The organism is Priestia sp. YIM B13491 (genome assembly GCF_042787605.1).
GTDB lineage: Bacteria > Bacillota > Bacilli > Bacillales > Bacillaceae_H > Priestia > Priestia megaterium_E.
The window spans coordinates 151,896-173,019 of sequence record NZ_JBHZOR010000002.1 but is presented as its reverse complement, the minus strand read 5'-3'; the positions used below and the strand labels follow the sequence as shown (position 1 = coordinate 173,019).

The following is a 21,124-nucleotide window of genomic DNA, read 5'->3' as shown; positions in this document are numbered from 1 at the left end:
TAAAAAAAGCGTTAGCTTATATAAGCTAACGCTTTTTTTGTCTTACACAGATTTCTTTTCTCTTTTTAATGCGCCTTCTTCTTTAAATGCTTTCATTAATGAGAAGACGGTTAGCACCAGCACAATTGAGAATGGAAGTGCTGCTATAATCGCAGCTGTTTGGAGCGCGTCCAAACCACCTGTCCAAAGCAGAATGATTGCTGTTAACGATTGAATTAATCCCCACGTAAGTTTAATAGAGCCTGAAGGATTTAGATCACCATTTGTTGTCTGCATTCCTAAAACAAATGTAGCTGAGTCAGCTGATGTAATAAAGAACGTAGCAATTAAGCAAATAGCGACAATGGACATAAACGTACCAAATGGAAACTGTTCAAGTACATAGAATAAAGCAACTTCTGTTCCTTTATTGTTGATAACATCCATAACAGGAAGATCCTTAAAAAAGTCTAAGTAGACCCCAGAACCTCCGAATACAGCAAACCATAATCCACCAAATACGGTCGGAACAGCTAGTACACCAATTAAAAATTCTCGAATGGTTCTGCCTCGTGAAATACGAGCAATGAACGTACCAACGAACGGTGCCCAAGCGATCCACCATGCCCAGTAGAAAATTGTCCAATCTTGAACCCAGGTGCTGTCATCAAACGGGCTCAATCGAAAACTCATTGACGGCAAGTTTTGAATGTAGCTGCCAATGGTTGTAACGAATAAGTCCATAATAAAGTTGGTTGGACCTGCAAATAACAAGAACAACATTAGCAGAATAGCTAAAACAATATTAATGTTACTCAAATACTTAATACCTTTGTTCAGCCCCGTCTGTGCTGACAGCATGAACAAGAACGTCACGATAATAATAACAATTAATTGAGTCGTGAAATTATTATCAATACTTGGCGACAAGTAAGAGGCTCCACCGGTAATTTGAATAGCACCCAGTCCTAGAGATGTTGCTACCCCAAAAACAGTTGCAAATACGGCGATGACGTTTATGATCGTTCCAAGAGGTCCATCAACACGTTTGCCTAATAGTGGACGTAAAATATTACTGATGATGAACGGGTAACCTTTTCTAAATTGAAAATATGCAAGGGCCAGTGCAAGAACGGAATAAATAGCCCAAGGATGTAAGCCCCAGTGGAAAAACGAATAACGTAGAGCAGCGCGAGCTGATTCTGCTGTACCGCCTTCACCAGAAGGTGGAGTATGAAAATGATTGATTGGTTCTGAAACACCCCAGAATACAAGTCCAATCCCCATACCAGCACTAAATAACATGGCAAACCACGAGATATAACCATACTGAGGTTTTTCGTCAGGTTTACCTAGTTTAATATTTCCGTACTTTGAAAAAATTAAGTACAGCGTAAAAACTAAGAATAATGTAGCTGCTAATAAGTAGTACCAGCCAAATTTCTCGATGATAAAACTATGTATTGCCGATGTGACAGGTGTAAGCGCTGCGCTTCCTAGCACAGATTCTGGAATAACACCCCATACGATAAATACTGCAGCAATAATAACCGAAATGATAAAAACAGGAGTCAGTTTTTTCATCGATTATCGCTCCTTTCCTATTCAATTTTACATAACATAGTTTCTCATATAACCTTTTTAGGTATACATGAAACCATATGGTTATACATTCTAGTAAAGTTTGCATGAAATGTCTACCCTATTAGTAAGAAAAAACGGCAAGAGCTCCAATTCTTATTTTTCGTAATTATTTTAAAGTGCGGAAATAGATGTGAAAGTAGACATTGTTTTTTCATATAAATAGAGATGATGCTAAGCATTCAGATTTTTGAAAACAAATATAACATTTATGAGAAAAATATTTTTAATGTGACATACTAATTAGTTGTTGACATATTTAATGTGACATAATAATATAATATCAAGAGTTGTAAAACGCTTACAAAAAAAGACGGTTAAAGGGGAGTTTACAAAATGGGAACAATCGTATGTCAAACATGTAACTGCACAATTGATCATTTCGAAGATGAGAAAGTGACGCGATTATACTCAACATGTAAAAGCGGAGAATGTCAAAAAGCAGATGAAGATTTAGATTAATTCAATAAAAAAAAGGTGCGGAACTTCGCACCTTTTTTTTATTGAATTGCTTTATGCTCTTTAATGACACGAAATGTTTTTAATTCAAAGTCTTCCGGACCCTGCACGGGTAAACCTGCCTCTAAGTTCGTTTCAATGTAGGTTAAATTTTCCTCAGTGATGATTTCCCCAGGAATAAAAATAGGAATACCAGGAGGGTAGACCATCACAAATTCTGCAATAATACGGCCTGCCGATTCATGAAAAGGTACCACTTCGGTTTCAGCGTAAAAAGCATCGCGAGGTGTTAAAGCCAATACAGGAATATCAGGCAATAAAATAGCGGGTTTTGCCGTTGTCTCAGAAAGATTATGGAATTTTGCAGATAACTCACGCAGAGCTGTGACCAGACGTGAAAGGTCTTCTTCAGTATCTCCAGGCGTGATAATACATAAGATATTATAAAGGTCAGACATTTCAACTTCGATATTATGAGCTTCACGCATCCATTTTTCTACGTCATAGCCCGTAATTCCTAAATCTGAAACAGAAATAATTAATTTAGTAGGGTCTAAATCATACGTAGCTTTTGTCCCTAAAATTTCTCTGCCTATACATCGGATATGCTCAATTGTATTAATTTCTTTTCGTGCTTTTTCAGCAAGAGAAATTGCACGTTCAGCCAGCTCTTTCCCTTCTGTAGCTAAACGTTTTCGTGCAACATCTAAAGAAGCCAGCAGCAGATAAGATGTTGATGTTGTTGTCAGCATGCTTAAAATAGACTGTACACGTTTTGGAGAAATTAAGCCTTCGCGTATGTTTAGAATTGAACTTTGCGTCATAGAGCCACCTAATTTATGCACGCTTGTTGCGGCCATATCTGCACCGGCCTGCATAGCAGACAGAGGCAAATCATCATGGAAGTGAATATGAACGCCGTGAGCTTCATCAACAAGTACAGGTACTTGATACGAGTGGGCAATTTCTACGATTTTACGAAGGTCTCCCGAAATTCCAAAGTAAGTTGGATTGATAACAAGCACTGCTTTTGCTTCAGGGTGCTGCTTCAAGGCTTTTTCTACAGAGTCCGATGTGATACCGTGAGAAATACCAAGCTTTTCGTCAATTTCAGGATGAATAAAAATAGGCGTAGCTCCTGAAAAAACAATCGCACTCATAACAGATTTATGCACGTTTCTAGGAACGATAATTTTATCTCCAGGCCCACATGTCGCCATAACCATTGCCATAATTGCTCCGCTCGTTCCTTGAACAGAGAAAAAAGTATGGTCAGCACCAAATGCTTCTGCAGCTAAATCCTGCGCTTGTTTGATAATGCCTTTTGGCTGGTGAAGGTCATCAAGAGGACCGATATTAATTAAATCAATGGATAAAGCATCATCGCCAATAAATGAGCGGAATTCAGGATCCATTCCATTTCCTTTTTTATGTCCAGGGATATGGAATTGTGTTGGATTTTTCTTAGCGTGATTAACCAATCCAGTAAATAATGGAGTTGAAAATTGAGAAGACAACTTTGCTATACACCTCTTTTATCATAAATTGTCAGTCCCTCTAAGCAAAGCTTAGAGGGACTTTGATTGTTTTTTTATCAAATTACAGCATTCAATTTTATATACCCAAAACTAGTGGCTGTTGAATTCTACATATTAAAATATCGGATCTTTTTTCTATAAAAGAAATTCAACAGAAATTCTACTCGGCAGTTTTCTTGATTTTAACCATTATATAAATGAATGAAACGTGTATGTTTACTACTGTTTGATAATATAAATACAATTTTTAGTTAAAAAAATACAAGTAATTGTAAACTGCTTATTACTCATTATTTTATAGTTCTTTATGTTTTGAAAATCCCCATAAAACAAAAGAATTATAGCACTTATTAATCCATTTGCAAAGATATTTTAAAGAGAAAATAAAAAGAAAAAAAAGGAGAAATTCTTTTGTGTGAAAAGAGAATAAATTTTGTGTACATTATAGATTGTGATAGAGTTAAGAATATAGATATACATAGATTGAAGAAATAAATGGAGTGATGAGAAGTGGAATATCAATACCCTATCTCCCTTGATTGGAGTACAGAAGAAATTATTGATGTAGTGAAGTTTTTTGAAAGCATTGAACGCGCTTATGAAAAAGGTATTGAGCGTGATCATCTAATGGCAGTCTATCGCCGATTTAAAGAAATTGTGCCAAGTAAAGCAGAAGAAAAAACAATCTGTAACGATTTTGAAGACCAAAGCAAATACTCTTCTTATCGAACGATTCAAAAAGCAAAGGCTGCTTCTTCTGGAGACATCATAAAAATGTAAAAAATGGAGCCAAGCTTGGCTCCATTTTTTTTATATCAATTCGTTAAAATTATGCATATGCTTTTTTAGTTAGTTCATATAATGGAGTTACCGTATGAAATGTTTGTTCAATACGAGCTATCCATTCTTCGCCGTTCATTGCAATCGCTTCTTCTTTTGGAATCGTAATGCCGCATAGGATCTCAGCTTTTTTAACCGTCTCTAGACGTTCAAACAAACTCTCTAAGTCTTCAGAAGATAAGTCGCCCATTTTTTCACTATCAGGTTTTGTATGATCTTTCGACCAAACAAACGAGGCTGGGATGTGTTGACGAATCTCCTCAATGTTTTGTTTTAGCAGCTTTCCAAATTGTTCTTTAATAGGTGATTCGTAAATGACGGCGAACCACACAAAGACGTGTGTTTCCCAAAGGCCAACTTGAAAATGAGGGAGCTTTTTATACCCGCGTTTACTATTAGCAAAGGCTACCCACGTATCTGCTGGCGGGTTAACTGTTCTTCGTGCATGTTTGGCAATGTGTATGAACATTTCATCTCCACAAAGTGAAGAAAGAGTAGGAGCAAAATGATTGCTCAATTGTTCGAATTTTGGGCGTATCGTTGTCTTGATGGCTTCCATACGTGCATCAAGTCCCTCGATACGGAATACGTTAAAGTCATCTTGTGAAAATCCTGAGAATGCCATGTGAAACCTCCGTTTTTTAGTGAATATGTATAGCTGCTGTGCATCTATGCAAGTAAGTATGATTTACGCGAAGATTCTACCACATGAAAAGCATAAACACCAATTAATTCGCATATGCTTGTCAAAACGTGTCTATCATTTTTTTATAGGTAATCACACAATTTAGTTACATGAGATTAGGTTTCGACATAGACTATATCAATCAAAATATCTGAAAATTTAGTTTTCTATAAGCGGGTTCAATAATTTGAGAGGGGTGTTTGAAGAATGAAACAAGTGGTGAATATGTATAAGAAGAATGATGGACAAAAAAGATTAGGTGTAATTCGTTTGGAGTTAGATTACGAGTTAGCGACATTATATGAAGCCATGATGGAGAATAATGAGGAACAAAAACAAAAATGTAAGCGAAAGCTCGAGAAACTTCGTGAAGAAATGATATCTCTTCAGTAGCAGATACGGGAATAAAATAGAACAAATAAGGGTAAACTGTAAAAAAGGATTAAACTGAATGAGCAGATTCATAAGTGGTAACAGAGCACGTGGGAGAAGAAGCGGCAGTTCTTCTCCCACGTGCTCTGTTAATTGACATCTTGCAGAGGTTTTTTTAAGCTTAAATAAGAGACGTATTTTTGAGGGGGAATTGAGATGACGCAACGCTGGAAAGAAATCGATACATACGTTAAAGAGTGGCTAAAAGAAGCTGGACAAAAAATTCAACAGTCGTTTAGTAAAGAACTTCTCATTCAAACGAAATCGAATCCAAATGATTTAGTAACAAATATGGATAAAGAAATTGAACAGTTTTTTATCTCAAAAATCAATGAAACCTTTCCGGAACATCATATTCTCGGAGAAGAAGGATATGGAGAAGAGCTTGAATCAGAAGAAGGAACGATTTGGATTATCGATCCAATCGACGGTACGATGAACTTTGTTCATCAGCAGCGAAATTTTGCTATTTCCATCGGTATATTTGAAAATGGTGTAGGACAAGCAGGTTATATTTATGATGTTATTCATAATGAGTTGTATCATGCTTTAAAAGGACAGGGCGCGTTTATGAATGATATCCAATTGCCGAAACTTGAACCTGTACCAGTTGAACAAGCTATTATTAGCCTAAATGCAACATGGGTGACGGAGAACCGCCGTATTGATCCTTCCGTATTAAGTCCGCTTGTGCGTAAAGTAAGAGGGACCCGTTCATATGGATCCGCAGCTATTGAGCTTGCTTACGTAGCGGCTGGACGCTTGGATGGATACATTACTTTACGTTTGGCTCCATGGGACTTTGCTGCCGGTAAAGTATTGATTGAAGAAGTTGGAGGAGTTATGACGGATTTAGAAGGAAAGCCGTTAGAGATTCTTGAAAAAAGCAGTGTGTTTGTAAGCAAACCAACATTACATGACGAAATCTTTCGTACGTACCTTGAAGGAAAGTGGAATAAATAAAATAGAAGTGAAGACTTACGTGTAGTCAAAGAATTTTGTGATGAAAAAACGTCATGAACCATTTTGATGTTGCAAATGGCCATGACGCTTTCAATCATCGCAAAAAAATTACAGCTGCCCTTTTTCTCGCATTTTTTTCTTAGTCGTAAAGCCAAGGCCCATTACAACAATTAAAGCTGCGATAGCTAAAATGACCCCGAGAGCGCTTCCTTCTCCGATAAATATGCCGATTGACATAATTGCCGCAGTTGCGATAAATGCATATAAAACAAATACCCACTTAATGTTTCTCATGTTGATTCCTCCCATTTATAACGGATATTTATAGTGTACAACAAAATCATTCTGCAATTCTAGAGTTAGTGTGATATAATAGCTTAGTTATTACAAGCATAGGAGTGAAATGCGTGAACATTCGTAAAGATTTACGTAATATTGCCATTATTGCCCATGTAGACCATGGGAAAACAACGTTAGTAGATAAATTATTACATCAGTCCGGAACATTCCGTACTAATGAGCATGTTGAAGAACGTGCGATGGATTCAAATGACCTTGAGCGTGAGCGTGGAATTACAATTTTAGCGAAAAACACAGCTATTAATTATAAAGATACGCGTATCAACATTATGGATACGCCGGGACATGCTGACTTCGGTGGAGAAGTTGAGCGTATTATGAAAATGGTAGACGGTGTTCTACTTGTAGTAGATGCATACGAAGGATGTATGCCTCAAACTCGCTTTGTATTGAAAAAAGCATTAGAGCAAAACTTAACGCCGATTGTTGTTGTTAACAAAATTGACCGTGACTTTGCTCGTCCAACTGAAGTAGTTGATGAAGTAATTGACTTATTTATTGAACTAGGTGCAAGCGAGGAACAAATTGAGTTCCCTGTTGTTTATGCTTCAGCAATCAACGGAACAGCTAGCACGAATCCTGAAAAGCAAGATGAGAACATGTCATCTCTATTTGACTCAATCATCGAGCACATTCCAGCACCAGTAGACAACAGCGATGAACCACTTCAATTCCAAGTGGCAATGCTTGACTACAATGACTATCTTGGTCGTATCGGTGTAGGCCGCGTATTCCGCGGAACAATGAAAGTAGGCCAGCAAGTTGCATTAATGAAGCTTGACGGTACGGTAAAACAATTCCGTGTAACAAAATTATTCGGTTTCCTAGGCTTAAAGCGTGTTGAAATCGAAGAAGCAAAAGCAGGAGACCTGATCGCTGTATCAGGAATGGAAGACATCAACGTAGGTGAAACAGTATGTCCGTTTGACCACCAAGATGCACTGCCAATTTTACGTATTGATGAACCTACTTTACAAATGACGTTCTTAGTAAACAATTCACCGTTTGCTGGTCGTGAAGGTAAATTTGTTACATCTCGTAAAATTGAAGAGCGCTTAATGTCTGAACTTGAGACGGATGTAAGTTTACGCGTGGAAAATACTGATTCACCGGATGTATGGGTTGTTTCAGGACGTGGAGAACTTCATTTATCTATTTTAATTGAAAACATGCGTCGTGAAGGATATGAGATTCAAGTATCAAAACCTGAAGTAATCGTTCGTGAAATTGATGGCGTTCGCTGTGAGCCAGTTGAACGTGTGCAAATCGACGTGCCTGAAGAACATACGGGTTCTATTATGGAATCAATGGGTGCTCGTAAAGGTGAAATGGTTGATATGATTAACAACGGCAGCGGTCAAGTTCGTCTGATCTTTATGGTTCCTGCACGTGGTTTAATCGGTTATACAACTGAGTTCTTATCGTTAACTCGTGGATTCGGTATCATTAACCATTCATTTGATAGCTACCAACCAATGCAGCAAGGTCAAGTTGGAGGTCGCCGTCAAGGTGTGCTTGTTTCTATGGAAAGCGGTAAATCATCTACTTATGGAATCCAAGGCGTAGAAGACCGCGGTACAATTTTCGTTGAGCCAGGTACAGAAGTATACGAAGGTATGATCGTAGGAGAACACACTCGTGAAAATGATATCGTTGTTAACATCTGTAAAATGAAGCAAATGACGAATATGCGTTCTGCTAATAAAGATCAAACAACAGGTATGAAAAAACCTCGTATTATGTCTTTAGAGCAATCACTTGAATATTTAAACGAAGATGAATATTGTGAAATCACACCAGAATCTATTCGTCTACGTAAAAAAGTTCTTGATAAAAATGAACGTGAAAAAGCAGCGAAAAAGAAAAAATACGCTGACACGAAATAATAAAAAAAGTAAGTCGTTAGCTCTATTTGCTAGCGGCTTGTTTTTTATCTATTATATCAGAATTTTCTATTTTTTGAAAGCGTTTTATAAAGAAGGAGTTTGGAAAGGAAAAAGGTGGCTTATATCGAATAATGTAAAGTAAGGAATAGGGGGAAGAAATATGGATGTAAAAGAACACCTTTCATTTTTTGCAGCTTTGTATCAAGTAGATGAACATGCAAAAATAGGAATGTGGCTGTTATACTTTACCATTTTAGGGCTATCTGTTCTCGTGTACAAACTCGGGTTTGCAAAGAAGCTGCCGCTTTTAAAATCTGTGGTTATTTATCTGTTTTTAGCTTTTGGATGTACGATCTTAACGTTTTTAGGCATTTTTTTACCTGTAGCTGAAGGGCTTGTGGTTGCAGCGCTTGTGTTGATTATTTATAAAATACGGCTGTATCAGGCTAAGAAGCAAAACTCCACGTTGGGTTCATAAAACTACATAAAAAGACGCTTGTAGCTACAAGCGTCTTTTTAGTATGATATAGCCGAAGACAAGAGCGGCTGCGAAAATTAAATGGCCAGCTGTCCAATAAAAAATCGCTACTGCATCATCCACCGCAGGCGTAGGCTTGAGCGCAAGCAGCGTCAACGGAAAATACAAAGGAATGGTTGGAAGTGTTAATAAAAAGGAACACAATACGATTTTTCGAATAGACATATTATTTAATTTACCTACTATGTAAACAAAAACGATCCCAATTGCAGCGGCAATGAGTAAATGAAAAACAAACTCTACCCATTCAGGCCATTGAATAGGGCCAATCATAGGAATAAAATCAACATTTAATAAAAGGGTATAAACTTGTTTGCCGGTTAGCCACTCTATCCATTTTAAACATAACCCAAGGATAATCCCGCTTAACATGCCAATACTTATTCCTAATCGGAGCACCTTACCAATCCTCCTCTGTCTTTTTCGACTCATATAGTTTAAAGTTACCAGTAGCTATGCGTTCTTTTGTTCGTTTTTCAATCCGTTCAGAACATTCATTGCACATATATGTATGGATAGGACGGTTGCGCAGTCGTTTTGCCACAAGCGTTTCATCCTCAATTGTTTCAATTTTATCGCACATGACACATTGTACTCTCATTTCTATCACCTCAACTTCTCTATACATCATTCTAGCCGAAAATTCTTGTTTTATAAAGTTTTTTTGCGGTGCTGTCTTTCAGTAGAAAAGAAACGATAGGAAAACATTCCTAAAGAAGCAGGTAATTTTGCTTGTTAGCTCGAAGATAGTAACTAGTAAGTACATAAACAGTAGGAGGGATGAAAATGGCCAACGAAGTCGAGACTCAACTAGTAGATGCATTATACGATGAGCTACAGACAGAGAGATTTGCAACCATTTCAACTATTGATTTTGAAACAAACGGTCCAAATGTTAGTGCCATTTCGTGGTTAGTAGCTCCGACTAAACAAAAAGTTCGATTTGCCGTAGATGTCAAATCGAGGATTGTAGAAAACATTAAACATACGAATAAAGCAGTGGTAAATATTCTTGCTAATGAATCATGCTACTCAATCAGCGGAATAGCTGAGGTAGTGCAAGAAAAGTTAGAAGGAGTAGCTTTAAAGCTGACGCTAATTGAACTAGATATTAATGAAGTAAGAGACGTTATGTTCTATGGTTCTAAGATTTCAGTAAACCCTTCATATGAAAAGACCTATGATCCAGTAGCAGCTGCTAAACTCGATAGGCAAGTAATTGAAGCGATAAAAAAAGCTTAGCAGCAGCCTGCCGCTAAGCGACTTTCTTATTCGTTTTTTTGAAGATGATTATTAGATTGTTTTTCCTGCTCATTCTTTAAATTTTGCTCTTGTTTATTATTTAATTTTTGATTATTTGTATCTGTTGAGCTAGGATTTCGGCGGATTTCTTCTGCAAATTCAGGCATCACTCGGTTTACAATGGCTGCTAATTCATCTAAAAACCCTGTAACCGGACGACCTTTGCGAATTTCATTTCCAATTTGTTTTAGCCGAGCGACCGTATCAGGATCTGCAATAACAACAGAATTAGCGCCGTACGGATCAGCTTTCAGACCTTCGGCAACTGTATATTTGATGGAACTTACTTCTGAACGATCAATATCTTTGCCGACGTCAATGCCTACGATTGCATACTTACCGAGCACAATGGCAGTAGCATCATTTACATTCGGAACGCTTGAAGCCAGTTCAACTAAATGAGCTGATATTTCATTAGCAGTACGCTTGTGAGAGCGTTCAGGAGATGAATTTTTAACCTGTACAATTCGATCTGTTTTTTGCCCTTCTTCAACGTCTGCTTGGTTATTGTTGCAGCCGGTTAGTGTAATAAAACATAAGCTAATGGATAGAAAAAATTTGTTCATGTGGGAGACTCCTCCTTATGAATGACTCATTTTTTGTAGTAATTTGTATTTAGTTTCTAATAGTTCTTCTATCTTTATACACGTGTTCATATATTTAAAGAAAATGGTCCGTCCATTTAAGGTCACTTCACACATGTGCGTTACATAGTATATAAATGGATGGGTGCCTTGTTTCACTCCTTACAGGAAAAACAATCGGAGTAGGAGGCTGAATTATTGGGAAAAATTTATGTATTAGATACGAATGTTTTATTACAAGATCCGCATTCAATTTTTTCATTTGATGATAACGAAGTAGTGATTCCGGCCGTTGTGCTAGAAGAAGTTGATTCGAAAAAAAGAAATATGGATGAAGTCGGACGAAATGCAAGGCAGGTATCCAAACTCATTGATAACTTGAGACAACATGGAAAGTTATATGAGAAAATCCCTTTAGAAAATGGGGGCCATTTGCGAATTGAACTCAATCATCGCTCTTTTCAACAGCTTCAAGAAATCTTTGTGGAAAAAACAAATGATAATCGAATTTTAGCTGTTGCTAAAAATCTATCTCTTGAAGAGGAAACAAAAGAAGATGGACGTGAAGTGATACTAGTGAGTAAAGATGTGTTGGTACGTGTGAAGGCTGACGCAATCGGCTTAAGAGCAGAAGATTTTTTAAGTGATCGAGTAGTGGAGTTCAATAGTATTTATACAGGCTTTTCGGAAGTCTATATTGCAAAAGAACTGCTGAGTCAATTTTACGAAAAAGGAGAACTGCTAACGTCTCAAATTGCGAACCACTCCTTTTTTGCAAATCAATTCTTAGTGATGAAAGATGCATTTGGGGGATCCGGATCAGCAATCGGCATTGTCGATCAAACAACAACAAAAGTAAAAAAGCTTTTATTTGAATATGATCATATCTGGGGAATCAAACCTCGAAATGTTCAGCAAATTATGGCTTTAGAACTTCTTCTTAGAGACGACGTTCAACTGGTCACGTTAATTGGAAAGGCAGGTACGGGTAAAACGCTGCTTGCTTTAGCTTCAGGACTTATGCAGACGGAAGATCTAGGATGTTTTAAAAAGCTACTTGTAGCTCGTCCAATTGTTCCTTTAGGGAAAGATATTGGATTCTTGCCAGGAGAAAAGCAGGAGAAGCTTCGTCCATGGATGCAGCCAATTTATGATAACCTAGAGTACTTATTCAACACTAAAAAGCCTGGAGAACTGGATGCGATTCTAGCGGGGCTCAGTTCAATAGAAGTGGAAGCCTTGACGTATATAAGAGGCCGAAGCATTCCGGAACAGTTCATTATTATTGATGAAGCGCAAAATTTAACAAAGCATGAAATTAAAACAATTTTAACAAGGGTAGGGGAAAAGAGTAAAATTGTCCTTATGGGAGATCCGGCTCAAATTGATCATCCTTATTTAGATGAGTATAACAACGGATTAACGTACGTAGTCGAAAAGTTTAAAGAGCAAAAAGTATCGGGCCACGTTCGGTTAATCAAAGGAGAGCGCTCAGGACTGGCACAATTAGCAGCTGATATTCTTTAAAAGAAGCGGGGTTCCTTTTGGAACCCCCCTTCTTTTATTATGTAACGATGATTTCTTCCACATATTTAATAGGGTTATTTCGGTTAGATCCGTCAGGCAAATAGACATAGATAGGCCCATCTTCTCTAAGAGGCTTTCCATCTTGGCTGAAACCAAAGATTAGTTTTTGCGCTTCTTCTAATGAAAAAGAAATCAGCGCGTCTTTTGTTTTAAATGAAACGTTGGTAGCTTCTTCAGTAGGTGAAGCGTTAGCTAGAAAAGGTGCAAATAAAATGCCGAATGTCCCATTTACTAGCTCCTGTTTTTTGAATTTCTTTTCAGTTTTTAACGTAGGAGGAAAGACGGCTCCCTCTTGAATTTCACGGTCCCAATGCTTGGAAACAGCCTTTGTGTACGCTTCTGTCTCGTCTTTTTGCTCCGGTGGATGTTCAAAGAAAATGTCCATATCGAGCTTGCGGTCATCGAAAATCCACACGCTTGGGTCGAGTGTCAGCGTATATTTTACTTTTCCTTTTAACATAATAATTGAATTCATTATAAATGCCCCCTTGCTAAAAGTATAAGCGCTTTCTACTTATTTGTCACTTTGATGAAAAAATTTAGTTGAGAGTGATTCTCGTATGATATAATGTAAGGGTCAACGAAAGTGCGAAATTTCCTACATCTATGGTAACGGTTTTGAGAAAGTAACAGTATAAAAAAGACGGCCAGCCTCACGGACATGTTTATCCTTGCTTTTTTGGAGCATAGCCTTTAAAATTGAGAGATAGATTAGGTAATCGCTCGCGAACGGAGGGATTGAGTTTGACGCCTGAGACAATGATAGATCATCGTGAAAAAGCGTATGCGTTGTTAAAAGCTGATGCAGATAAGATTTTGCAATTAATTCAAGTTCAAATGGATAACTTAACAATGCCACAATGTCCTCTTTATGAAGAGGTTTTAGATACACAAATGTTTGGTTTATCAAGAGAAATTGATTTTGCAGTTCGTCTTGGTTTAATTGATGAACGTGTTGGAAAAACATTGCTAGACCGCCTCGAGCGTGAACTTTCTGCACTGCATGAAGCGTTTACAAAAAAATAAAAATCACGCGATCGAAACTCAAACTATATATAAACGTAGTTTGAGTTTTTTATTACAGGTGGTTGAAATTTCCTAATTTACTCAAATTTGTACATAAAAGATGAAACGAAACAGAAACACGTCATTTTTAAAGGAAGAGGGTTATGGTAAAAAAAATATTTAGGCATTTTGACTATTCAATTGTAATTCCAGTGCTGCTTCTTTGTGCGGTTGGACTAGTTATGGTTTACAGTTCAAGTATGATTGTAAGTATTACAAGATATCATACGTCAAGCGATTTCTTTTACAACAGACAAAAAATGTGGCTTGCTTTTACGCTTGTATTGTTCATTTTAACAATGCTAACACCTTACAAGCTGTATCCTAAAATACTGCCTTATGCGATTCTGGGCATTTTTGTACTGCTTTTGCTTGTGTTTGTAATGGGGCATACGAGTAACAATGCCCAAAGTTGGCTGCAGCTTGGCGGCGCAAACATGCAGCCGGCTGAGTATGCCAAGCTTGTTGTCATTTTATACTTATCGTATGTTTTGTCTAAAAGGCAAGAGTATATTGACAACATCAAAAAAGCTTTTTTTGGACCTATGGGTCTTGTATTTCTAATATTAGGCTTTGTAGCTATTCAGCCTGACCTTGGAACGGGATCAATTATTTTTGCTATTGCCGTTACCATTATGCTGTGTTCGGGAATCTCTAAAAAAACCTTTTTCCGCATGCTAGCACTAGGTCTCATTTTGCTTACGGTAATTATTACAATTGGGTTTTTTACAGGTCAGTTTACTGCCAATCGAATTGGCCGTTTTACCGGTGCATCAGATCCATTTGCCAATGCTCAAGGAACTGGTTATCAGCTGGTTAATTCATATTTAGCAATAGGTACAGGAGGCTTAAAAGGCCTTGGTTTAGGAGAAAGTGTACAAAAGTATGGTTACCTTCCGGAGCCCCATACCGATTTCATTATGGCTATTATTGCAGAAGAATTAGGGTTCTTTGGAGTTATGCTCGTGCTGGGTCTTTTAGGCTTCTTAATTTTCAGGATTTTAATGCTGGCTAAAAAATCTCAGGATCCGTTTGCTAGCATGATTTGTATTGGAGTAGCCAGTATGATAGGTATTCAAACAGGCATTAACCTTGGAGGGCTTACGGGACTCATTCCGATTACCGGCGTCACGCTTCCGTTTATCAGTTACGGAGGGTCTTCGCTGCTAACGCTGATGGTATCTATGGGAATTATTGTAAATATTTCGTTTTTCGTAAATTATCAAAATAAAAAACAGAAAAATACGGAAAATATTGTGCTACATCCGAACAATACATCAACAACAAGCGATTGATTTTCGTGAAAAAATTGTGTAAAAAAAGCAAAAATTTATTGGAATTTTATCATTTTCCATTGATTTTTGCTTTTCTTTTATCTAATTTTGCTATATATTGAAGTTTATACGAAATTGAGAGGAGATTAGCAACATGAGTTTTGTAACTAAAAAAATCAAAAAAGTATTAGTAGCAAACCGAGGAGAAATTGCGATTCGTGTATTTCGAGCATGTACTGAACTGAATATTCGGACTGTTGCGATTTATTCTAAGGAAGACGCAGGTTCTTATCACCGTTACAAAGCGGATGAAGCCTATTTAGTAGGAGCGGAGAAAAAACCGATTGATGCTTATTTGGATATAGAAGGCATCATCGACATTGCTAAGTCTCATGATGTAGATGCTATTCACCCTGGCTATGGTTTTTTGTCAGAAAATATCCAATTTGCGAAACGTTGCGAAGAAGAAGGCATTATTTTTATTGGTCCAAAATCCAAGCATCTTGATATGTTTGGAGATAAAGTAAAAGCACGTCACCAGGCTATTCAAGCAGATATTCCCGTTATTCCTGGTACGGATGGTCCTATTGATTCAATTGACGAAGCAAAAGAATTTGCTAATCAGCATGGATATCCTCTAATGATCAAAGCTGCTTTGGGCGGAGGCGGTCGAGGCATGCGTATCGTTCGCGATGCAGACAGCCTAAGTGAATCTTATGACCGTGCCAAATCAGAAGCAAAAGCGGCTTTTGGTAATGATGAAGTGTATGTCGAGAAACTAGTTGAAAATCCAAAACATATTGAAGTGCAAATTTTAGGTGATGAACAAGGAAATGTTGTGCATCTTTATGAACGTGACTGTTCTGTGCAGCGTCGTCACCAAAAAGTAGTAGAAGTAGCACCAAGTGTTTCTATAGATGAAGACTTACGTCTCCACATTTGTGAAGCAGCTGTGCAGCTGATGGAAAAAGTGCAGTACATAAATGCTGGTACAGTAGAATTTTTAGTATCAGGAAACGATTTTTATTTTATTGAAGTAAATCCACGTGTTCAAGTAGAGCACACAATTACTGAAATGATTACAGGTATCGATATCGTTCAATCGCAAATTTTAATTGCAGACGGCTACGCGCTTCACAGCAAGGAAGTATCCATTCCTGCACAAGATCAAATTCACGTACATGGATATGCGATTCAATCTCGTGTAACGACAGAAGATCCGTTAAACAATTTTATGCCGGATACGGGTAAGATTATGGCTTATCGTTCTGGTGGCGGTTTTGGCGTACGCTTAGATACGGGAAACAGCTTCCAAGGTGCTGTAATTACGCCTTATTATGATTCACTGTTAGTAAAAGTAACAACATGGGCATTAACATTCGATCAAGCCGCATCAAAAATGGTACGGAATTTAAAAGAATTTCGTATTCGTGGAATTAAAACAAATATTCCGTTTCTTGAAAATGTAGTGAAGCATGATAAGTTCTTAACAGGTGCTTATGATACATCATTTATTGACACAACGCCTGAACTTTTTGTTTTTCCGAAGCGAAAAGACCGCGGAACTAAAATGCTTACATACATTGGGAATGTTACGGTAAACGGATTCCCAGGTGTATCGGAAAAGAAAAAGCCGATCTTTACGAAACCGCGCGTTCCTAGTGTGGATATAAGCAAACCAATTCAAAACGGAACAAAGCAGATTTTAGATGAAAAAGGCGCTGAAGGGCTAGTAAATTGGGTGAAAGAACGCAAGGAAGTACTATTAACGGATACAACCTTCCGTGATGGCCATCAGTCTCTTTTAGCAACGCGTATTCGTACAAACGACTTAAGACAAGTAGCTAACCCAACTGCACGCTTGCTTCCAGATTTATTTTCTATGGAAATGTGGGGGGGAGCAACGTTTGATGTTGCTTATCGATTCTTAAAAGAAGATCCGTGGGATCGCTTGCTTACTTTACGTCAACAAGCGCCAAACGTTCTTTTCCAAATGCTTCTTCGCGCGTCCAATGCGGTTGGATATAAAAACTATCCTGATAATGTAATTAAGGAATTTGTTGAAAAATCAGCTTATGCAGGTATTGATGTTTTCCGTATCTTTGACAGCTTAAACTGGGTGCAAGGAATGACTCTTGCAATTGACTCTGTCCGTCAAACAGGAAAGATTGCAGAAGCAGCGATGTGTTATACAGGTGATATTTTAGATCCGACGCGCCGTAAGTATGATTTGGATTACTACAAGAACTTAGCAAAAGAGCTTGAGCAGTCTGGAGCACATATTCTGGGTATTAAAGATATGGCGGGTCTTTTAAAACCGCAGGCAGCTTATGATTTAGTATCGGCTCTAAAAGAAACGGTTGATATTCCAATCCACCTTCATACGCATGATACAAGCGGAAACGGTGTATACACGTATGCAAAAGCAATTGAAGCAGGCGTAGACATTGTAGACGTAGCCGTAAGCTCAATGGCAGGCTTAACGTCTCAGCCAAGTGCTAACTCTCTTTATTACGCATTAGAAGGTGCGGACCGCAGACCAAATCTGGATATTAAAAATCTAGAACAGCTTTCGTACTATTGGGAAGACGTGCGAAAATATTACCAAGACTTCGAAAGCGGCATGAACGCTCCTCATACGGAAGTGTACGAGCATGAAATGCCAGGCGGTCAATATAGCAACTTACAGCAACAAGCAAAAGCAGTTGGTTTAGGAAACCGCTGGGATGAAGTAAAAGATATGTATTCACGCGTGAATTTGTTATTTGGTGATATTGTAAAAGTTACGCCATCATCAAAAGTAGTTGGAGATATGGCATTGTTTATGGTCCAAAACAACTTGACAGAAGAAACGCTGTTTGAGCGCGGTGAAACGCTTGACTTCCCGGATTCAGTTATTGAATTGTTTGAAGGGTATTTAGGACAGCCTCACGGGGGATTCCCTAAAGAGCTTCAGCGCATCATTCTAAAAGGCAGAAAACCTATTACAGTTCGTCCTGGAGAACTGTTAGAAGATGTGGACTTCGATGCAGTGAAAGAAAAGCTGTTTAAAGACTTAAATCGTCAAGTAACGAGTTTTGATGCCATTGCTTATGCGCTGTATCCAAAAGTATTTATGGATTATCACAAAGCAGTCGAACAATACGGGGACATTTCTGTTCTTGATACCCCGACTTTCCTATACGGCATGCGTTTAGGAGAAGAGGTTGAAATTGAGATTGAAAAAGGAAAAACCTTAATTGTCCGCCTTGTATCCATTGGAGAACCGCAGGCAGACGGTACGCGAGCGGTATACTTTGAATTGAACGGTCAGCCTCGTGAAGTCGTGATTAAAGACGAAAGTGTCAAAACAACCGTTACGGCAAAACAAAAAGCCGACCAAGCAAATCCGGCCCACATCGGCGCTTCAATGCCTGGAACCGTTATTCGAGTAGTAGTAGAAAAAGGCGATAAAGTCTCAAAAGGTGATCACTTAATGATCACAGAAGCAATGAAAATGGAAACAACCGTGCAAGCACCATTTGACGGCGTGATTAAACAAGTACATGTGTCGAATGGAGATGGCATCCAGCCGGGGGATTTATTAATTGAATTAGAAAGCTAATCAAAAAAGGTACGAGCTCTGAGCTCGTACCTTTTTTGATTAACTATGTGTATGACGCGTTGCAAGTAAGGTTAAGTAGCTTAATATACCGAATAGGAAAGAGATAATTAAAGAATGAGCAAGCGCGAGCTCTAGCTGCAGACGTGTGACAACAACAAGCATACCGGAAACCGCCTGAAAAATAACTAGAACGAGAGCGGCTAACCATCCGTAAAAAATATTTTTTTGATGGCGATAATATTTAACTGCATGGATAAAGGCAGCTAATATCCATACAAACGTTAAAACAGCAACGAATCGATGTCCCATTTGAATCCACTGATTCAAATCAACAGGTAGCCAACCGTTTCCGTTTGAACAAAATGGAACGTCTGGACAAGCCAAGCTAGCTTCTTTATGGCGAACAAGCGCGCCCGTGTACACAACGGCATACGTGTATAAGATAACCCCGTAGATGTGTTTTTTCATTTTAGAGCCTAGCTGTATATTAGTTGAGTCGAGCTTTTGATCCACTTCAAAGATAATAAGTGTTAACAGCAGCACAGAAGCAAACGAAATAAGGGAAATACCAAAATGAAGAGCAAGCACTGCGTCTGATTGCCCCCACATAACAGCGGCAGCTCCAATTAATGCTTGCAGTACTAGGAAGAAAAAAGAGATAAACGCTAAAGGTCTAACTTCTTTTATATGTCCTAGTGAAATCCATGCCCATACGCATAAAGCGAGCACAAGAAAGCCCGACACGCCAGAAACTAAGCGGTGGCTTAGTTCAACAACGGTTTCGAATGTTAAAGGGTCGGGAATGAGCTGTCCATTACACAGAGGCCAAGAATCTCCGCACCCGTCTGCTGAACCAGTTTTCGTGACAAGGGCACCGCCAAGCAGAATAAGTAACATGGCCATGCTCGTCACAACGGATAAAAATTTTAATCCAAGTCGCACAATAATCACCATCCTAAAAGCAAAGTAAGTAATATAACGAGCTAAACAATTTATCCTAATCTTTTTGTATATTAAACATAAATTTCATTTATTCTCCATAAACTTGATTGAATTTGTTATAATGGTAGAAAGTGTAAGGTTTGTTCATGAGTTTGACTCTACAGATATGTAAAAGGTACCGTACAGAAAACTATTTTACTTGCACAAATATCTTTTAACAAGTGACAGGGACATGCATTTAGCTCATGACAAAAAAAATCCATATTTTTTTCATGAATTCTTCACAAAGTAACGGCAAAATATGGTTTAATAAACATGAGAAATAGATATTTCTCTACTATTTTATCGTTTACATGTGAAGCTTTTAAGTAGCTTTGGTGAGAGGAATATGACTTCTTTGTGAACAAAGAGGAGATTTTTGTAAAATTATGTTGAAAACGCCTTCATTGATAGACTCTTTATTTACTAGATAAAAGTCTGTGGATGAGTAAAGGAGGAAGCGCCATGGAAGATTCAAAAATGGTGGAAGATTCAACGCTTTCTGCATCGCCTAACACAGCTCATGTAAGCGAAAATAGTTCCGTTTGGTCAGATTTTTTAGCTACGATTAAAATTGGAATAGTCAACTCAAATTTCATCACCACCTTTACTGGTTTTTGGCTAGCTCTTTTCTTCAACGAACAACACTTCTTAGAAAACCTGGATAAAGCATTTTTTACTTTAATAGGTTCTTCACTTATCATCGCCGGTTCATGCAGTTTGAACAATTACATAGATCGTGACATTGACCCTCTAATGGAACGAACAAAGGGACGACCTACAGTGACAGGGAGTTTTGCACCTTTGACGGTCCTTGGGATTGGAATCGGTTTTACGTTAACCGGCTTGCTTATGCTACTAGTTGTTTCTTCCGTAGCCGCTCTCATCGGATTAGCAGGAATACTTACATATGTAGTTCTTTACACCATGTGGTCCAAAAGACTATACACAATTAATACAGTAATCGGAAGTATATCAGGCGCTGTTCCGCCTTTAATTGGATGGGCCGCTATCGATCCCAATTTACATGTAGTAGCTTGGGTATTATTTCTAATCATGTTTATTTGGCAGCCGCCTCATTTTCTAGCTCTTGCTATGCGAAGATGTGAAGAATACCGGGCAGCGGGAATCCCTATGTTGCCTGTTGTACACGGATTTGAGCTGACAAAACGACAGATTCTCATTTGGATTGCTTGTTTGTTGCCATTACCTCTTTATTTATACGAATTAGGCACTCCATTTCTAATTTTGGCCACTGTTTTAAACATAGGATGGCTATTTTTAGGATTTGCTCAATACAATAAACAAGAAGACACAAAGTGGGCTAGCATGATGTTTGTCTACTCACTAAACTATTTAACTATTTTATTTGTCTCAATGATTGTCGCAACGCTTTTTGCCTAGAT

At 38.1% G+C, this 21,124-nt stretch carries 21 protein-coding genes; 12 read left to right on the top strand and 9 right to left on the bottom strand.

Annotated features, from left to right (window positions below):
• Window positions 1-42 precede the first annotated feature (42 nt).
• Entirely contained in the window at window positions 43-1,563 is a 1,521-nt protein-coding gene (locus ACFX4E_RS07075) for a glycine betaine uptake BCCT transporter (RefSeq protein ID WP_028407944.1), read from the bottom strand.
• Between the two features lie 393 nt (window positions 1,564-1,956).
• Between ACFX4E_RS07075 and ACFX4E_RS07070 the strand changes: the two genes are divergently transcribed.
• Entirely contained in the window at window positions 1,957-2,082 is a 126-nt protein-coding gene (locus ACFX4E_RS07070; protein WP_013056059.1) for a GapA-binding peptide SR1P, read from the top strand.
• Between the two features lie 38 nt (window positions 2,083-2,120).
• Here ACFX4E_RS07070 and ACFX4E_RS07065 read toward each other — a convergent pair whose 3' ends face one another.
• The gene (locus ACFX4E_RS07065) at window positions 2,121-3,596 is read right to left on the bottom strand and encodes an aminotransferase class I/II-fold pyridoxal phosphate-dependent enzyme (RefSeq protein ID WP_028407945.1); all 1,476 of its coding nucleotides are present in this window, start codon (window positions 3,594-3,596) and stop codon (window positions 2,121-2,123) included.
• Between the two features lie 531 nt (window positions 3,597-4,127).
• Here ACFX4E_RS07065 and ACFX4E_RS07060 point away from each other — a divergent pair.
• Window positions 4,128-4,397, top strand: a complete 270-nt coding sequence (locus tag ACFX4E_RS07060; protein ID WP_013056061.1) for a UPF0223 family protein — start codon at window positions 4,128-4,130, stop codon at window positions 4,395-4,397.
• 49 nt (window positions 4,398-4,446) lie between these two features.
• Here ACFX4E_RS07060 and ACFX4E_RS07055 read toward each other — a convergent pair whose 3' ends face one another.
• Window positions 4,447-5,082, bottom strand: coding sequence for a YktB family protein (locus ACFX4E_RS07055; RefSeq protein WP_050689384.1), 636 nt, complete (start codon window positions 5,080-5,082; stop codon window positions 4,447-4,449).
• A 267-nt stretch (window positions 5,083-5,349) separates the two neighbouring features.
• On the opposite strand from ACFX4E_RS07055, the gene ACFX4E_RS07050 reads away from it, so the two are divergent.
• Window positions 5,350-5,535 carry a hypothetical protein gene (locus ACFX4E_RS07050; protein ID WP_013056063.1) on the top strand — a complete coding sequence of 62 codons (186 nt, stop codon included), beginning with the start codon at window positions 5,350-5,352 and terminating at the stop codon, window positions 5,533-5,535.
• A 195-nt stretch (window positions 5,536-5,730) separates the two neighbouring features.
• The gene (locus ACFX4E_RS07045) at window positions 5,731-6,537 is read left to right on the top strand and encodes an inositol monophosphatase family protein (RefSeq protein WP_016763440.1); all 807 of its coding nucleotides are present in this window, start codon (window positions 5,731-5,733) and stop codon (window positions 6,535-6,537) included.
• A gap of 108 nt (window positions 6,538-6,645) precedes the next feature.
• Here ACFX4E_RS07045 and ACFX4E_RS07040 read toward each other — a convergent pair whose 3' ends face one another.
• Window positions 6,646-6,831, bottom strand: coding sequence for a YlaF family protein (locus ACFX4E_RS07040; protein ID WP_016763441.1), 186 nt, complete (start codon window positions 6,829-6,831; stop codon window positions 6,646-6,648).
• 113 nt (window positions 6,832-6,944) lie between these two features.
• On the opposite strand from ACFX4E_RS07040, the gene typA reads away from it, so the two are divergent.
• Together typA and ACFX4E_RS07030 are read left to right on the top strand one after the other, a co-directional pair.
• Entirely contained in the window at window positions 6,945-8,783 is a 1,839-nt protein-coding gene (gene typA / locus ACFX4E_RS07035) for a translational GTPase TypA (RefSeq protein ID WP_028407947.1), read from the top strand.
• A 160-nt stretch (window positions 8,784-8,943) separates the two neighbouring features.
• The gene (locus ACFX4E_RS07030; RefSeq protein WP_013056067.1) at window positions 8,944-9,261 is read left to right on the top strand and encodes a YlaH-like family protein; all 318 of its coding nucleotides are present in this window, start codon (window positions 8,944-8,946) and stop codon (window positions 9,259-9,261) included.
• 24 nt (window positions 9,262-9,285) lie between these two features.
• On the opposite strand, the gene ACFX4E_RS07025 is transcribed toward ACFX4E_RS07030, so the two are convergent.
• Window positions 9,286-9,720, bottom strand: coding sequence for a hypothetical protein (locus tag ACFX4E_RS07025; RefSeq protein WP_028407948.1), 435 nt, complete (start codon window positions 9,718-9,720; stop codon window positions 9,286-9,288).
• Between the two features lies 1 nt (window position 9,721).
• Entirely contained in the window at window positions 9,722-9,922 is a 201-nt protein-coding gene (locus tag ACFX4E_RS07020; protein WP_013056069.1) for a YlaI family protein, read from the bottom strand.
• Window positions 9,923-10,107: 185 nt separating this feature from the next.
• On the opposite strand from ACFX4E_RS07020, the gene ACFX4E_RS07015 reads away from it, so the two are divergent.
• A complete protein-coding gene (locus tag ACFX4E_RS07015; protein WP_377237685.1) occupies window positions 10,108-10,563 on the top strand; it encodes a pyridoxamine 5'-phosphate oxidase family protein in 456 nt (151 codons plus the stop codon).
• 26 nt (window positions 10,564-10,589) lie between these two features.
• On the opposite strand, the gene ACFX4E_RS07010 is transcribed toward ACFX4E_RS07015, so the two are convergent.
• Entirely contained in the window at window positions 10,590-11,189 is a 600-nt protein-coding gene (locus ACFX4E_RS07010) for a YhcN/YlaJ family sporulation lipoprotein (RefSeq protein ID WP_013056071.1), read from the bottom strand.
• 216 nt (window positions 11,190-11,405) lie between these two features.
• On the opposite strand from ACFX4E_RS07010, the gene ACFX4E_RS07005 reads away from it, so the two are divergent.
• Window positions 11,406-12,734, top strand: coding sequence for a PhoH family protein (locus tag ACFX4E_RS07005; protein WP_013056072.1), 1,329 nt, complete (start codon window positions 11,406-11,408; stop codon window positions 12,732-12,734).
• Between the two features lie 37 nt (window positions 12,735-12,771).
• Here ACFX4E_RS07005 and ACFX4E_RS07000 read toward each other — a convergent pair whose 3' ends face one another.
• Window positions 12,772-13,269, bottom strand: a complete 498-nt coding sequence (locus tag ACFX4E_RS07000; protein WP_377237688.1) for a peptidyl-prolyl cis-trans isomerase — start codon at window positions 13,267-13,269, stop codon at window positions 12,772-12,774.
• A 284-nt stretch (window positions 13,270-13,553) separates the two neighbouring features.
• On the opposite strand from ACFX4E_RS07000, the gene ACFX4E_RS06995 reads away from it, so the two are divergent.
• From ACFX4E_RS06995 to pyc, 3 genes are all read left to right on the top strand, one after another.
• Entirely contained in the window at window positions 13,554-13,820 is a 267-nt protein-coding gene (locus tag ACFX4E_RS06995; protein WP_370506486.1) for an Fpa/YlaN family protein, read from the top strand.
• A gap of 143 nt (window positions 13,821-13,963) precedes the next feature.
• On the top strand, window positions 13,964-15,154 hold the full coding sequence (locus ACFX4E_RS06990) for an FtsW/RodA/SpoVE family cell cycle protein (RefSeq protein ID WP_028407951.1): 1,191 nt from the start codon (window positions 13,964-13,966) through the stop codon (window positions 15,152-15,154).
• Between the two features lie 133 nt (window positions 15,155-15,287).
• On the top strand, window positions 15,288-18,737 hold the full coding sequence (pyc, locus tag ACFX4E_RS06985) for a pyruvate carboxylase (RefSeq protein ID WP_377237690.1): 3,450 nt from the start codon (window positions 15,288-15,290) through the stop codon (window positions 18,735-18,737).
• 39 nt (window positions 18,738-18,776) lie between these two features.
• Here pyc and ACFX4E_RS06980 read toward each other — a convergent pair whose 3' ends face one another.
• Window positions 18,777-19,679 carry a COX15/CtaA family protein gene (locus tag ACFX4E_RS06980; RefSeq protein WP_098578921.1) on the bottom strand — a complete coding sequence of 301 codons (903 nt, stop codon included), beginning with the start codon at window positions 19,677-19,679 and terminating at the stop codon, window positions 18,777-18,779.
• 504 nt (window positions 19,680-20,183) lie between these two features.
• Between ACFX4E_RS06980 and cyoE the strand changes: the two genes are divergently transcribed.
• A complete protein-coding gene (gene cyoE / locus ACFX4E_RS06975) occupies window positions 20,184-21,122 on the top strand; it encodes a heme o synthase (protein ID WP_060745783.1) in 939 nt (312 codons plus the stop codon).
• The last annotated feature ends 2 nt before the right edge of the window (window positions 21,123-21,124 follow it).

Bases quoted from the DNA above. Each gene is read 5' to 3' on its own strand.
- ACFX4E_RS07075 (WP_028407944.1), bottom strand. From the start codon at position 1,563: ATGAAAAAACTGACTCCTGTTTTTATCATTTCGGTTATTATTGCTGCA.
- ACFX4E_RS07070 (WP_013056059.1), top strand. From the start codon at position 1,957: ATGGGAACAATCGTATGTCAAACATGTAACTGCACAATTGATCATTTC.
- ACFX4E_RS07055 (WP_050689384.1), bottom strand. From the start codon at position 5,082: ATGGCATTCTCAGGATTTTCACAAGATGACTTTAACGTATTCCGTATC.
- ACFX4E_RS07050 (WP_013056063.1), top strand. From the start codon at position 5,350: ATGAAACAAGTGGTGAATATGTATAAGAAGAATGATGGACAAAAAAGA.
- ACFX4E_RS07045 (WP_016763440.1), top strand. From the start codon at position 5,731: ATGACGCAACGCTGGAAAGAAATCGATACATACGTTAAAGAGTGGCTA.
- ACFX4E_RS07040 (WP_016763441.1), bottom strand. From the start codon at position 6,831: ATGAGAAACATTAAGTGGGTATTTGTTTTATATGCATTTATCGCAACT.
- ACFX4E_RS07030 (WP_013056067.1), top strand. From the start codon at position 8,944: ATGGATGTAAAAGAACACCTTTCATTTTTTGCAGCTTTGTATCAAGTA.
- ACFX4E_RS07020 (WP_013056069.1), bottom strand. From the start codon at position 9,922: ATGAGAGTACAATGTGTCATGTGCGATAAAATTGAAACAATTGAGGAT.
- ACFX4E_RS07015 (WP_377237685.1), top strand. From the start codon at position 10,108: ATGGCCAACGAAGTCGAGACTCAACTAGTAGATGCATTATACGATGAG.
- ACFX4E_RS07010 (WP_013056071.1), bottom strand. From the start codon at position 11,189: ATGAACAAATTTTTTCTATCCATTAGCTTATGTTTTATTACACTAACC.
- ACFX4E_RS07000 (WP_377237688.1), bottom strand. From the start codon at position 13,269: ATGAATTCAATTATTATGTTAAAAGGAAAAGTAAAATATACGCTGACA.
- ACFX4E_RS06995 (WP_370506486.1), top strand. From the start codon at position 13,554: ATGATAGATCATCGTGAAAAAGCGTATGCGTTGTTAAAAGCTGATGCA.
- ACFX4E_RS06990 (WP_028407951.1), top strand. From the start codon at position 13,964: ATGGTAAAAAAAATATTTAGGCATTTTGACTATTCAATTGTAATTCCA.
- pyc (WP_377237690.1), top strand. From the start codon at position 15,288: ATGAGTTTTGTAACTAAAAAAATCAAAAAAGTATTAGTAGCAAACCGA.
- cyoE (WP_060745783.1), top strand. From the start codon at position 20,184: ATGGAAGATTCAAAAATGGTGGAAGATTCAACGCTTTCTGCATCGCCT.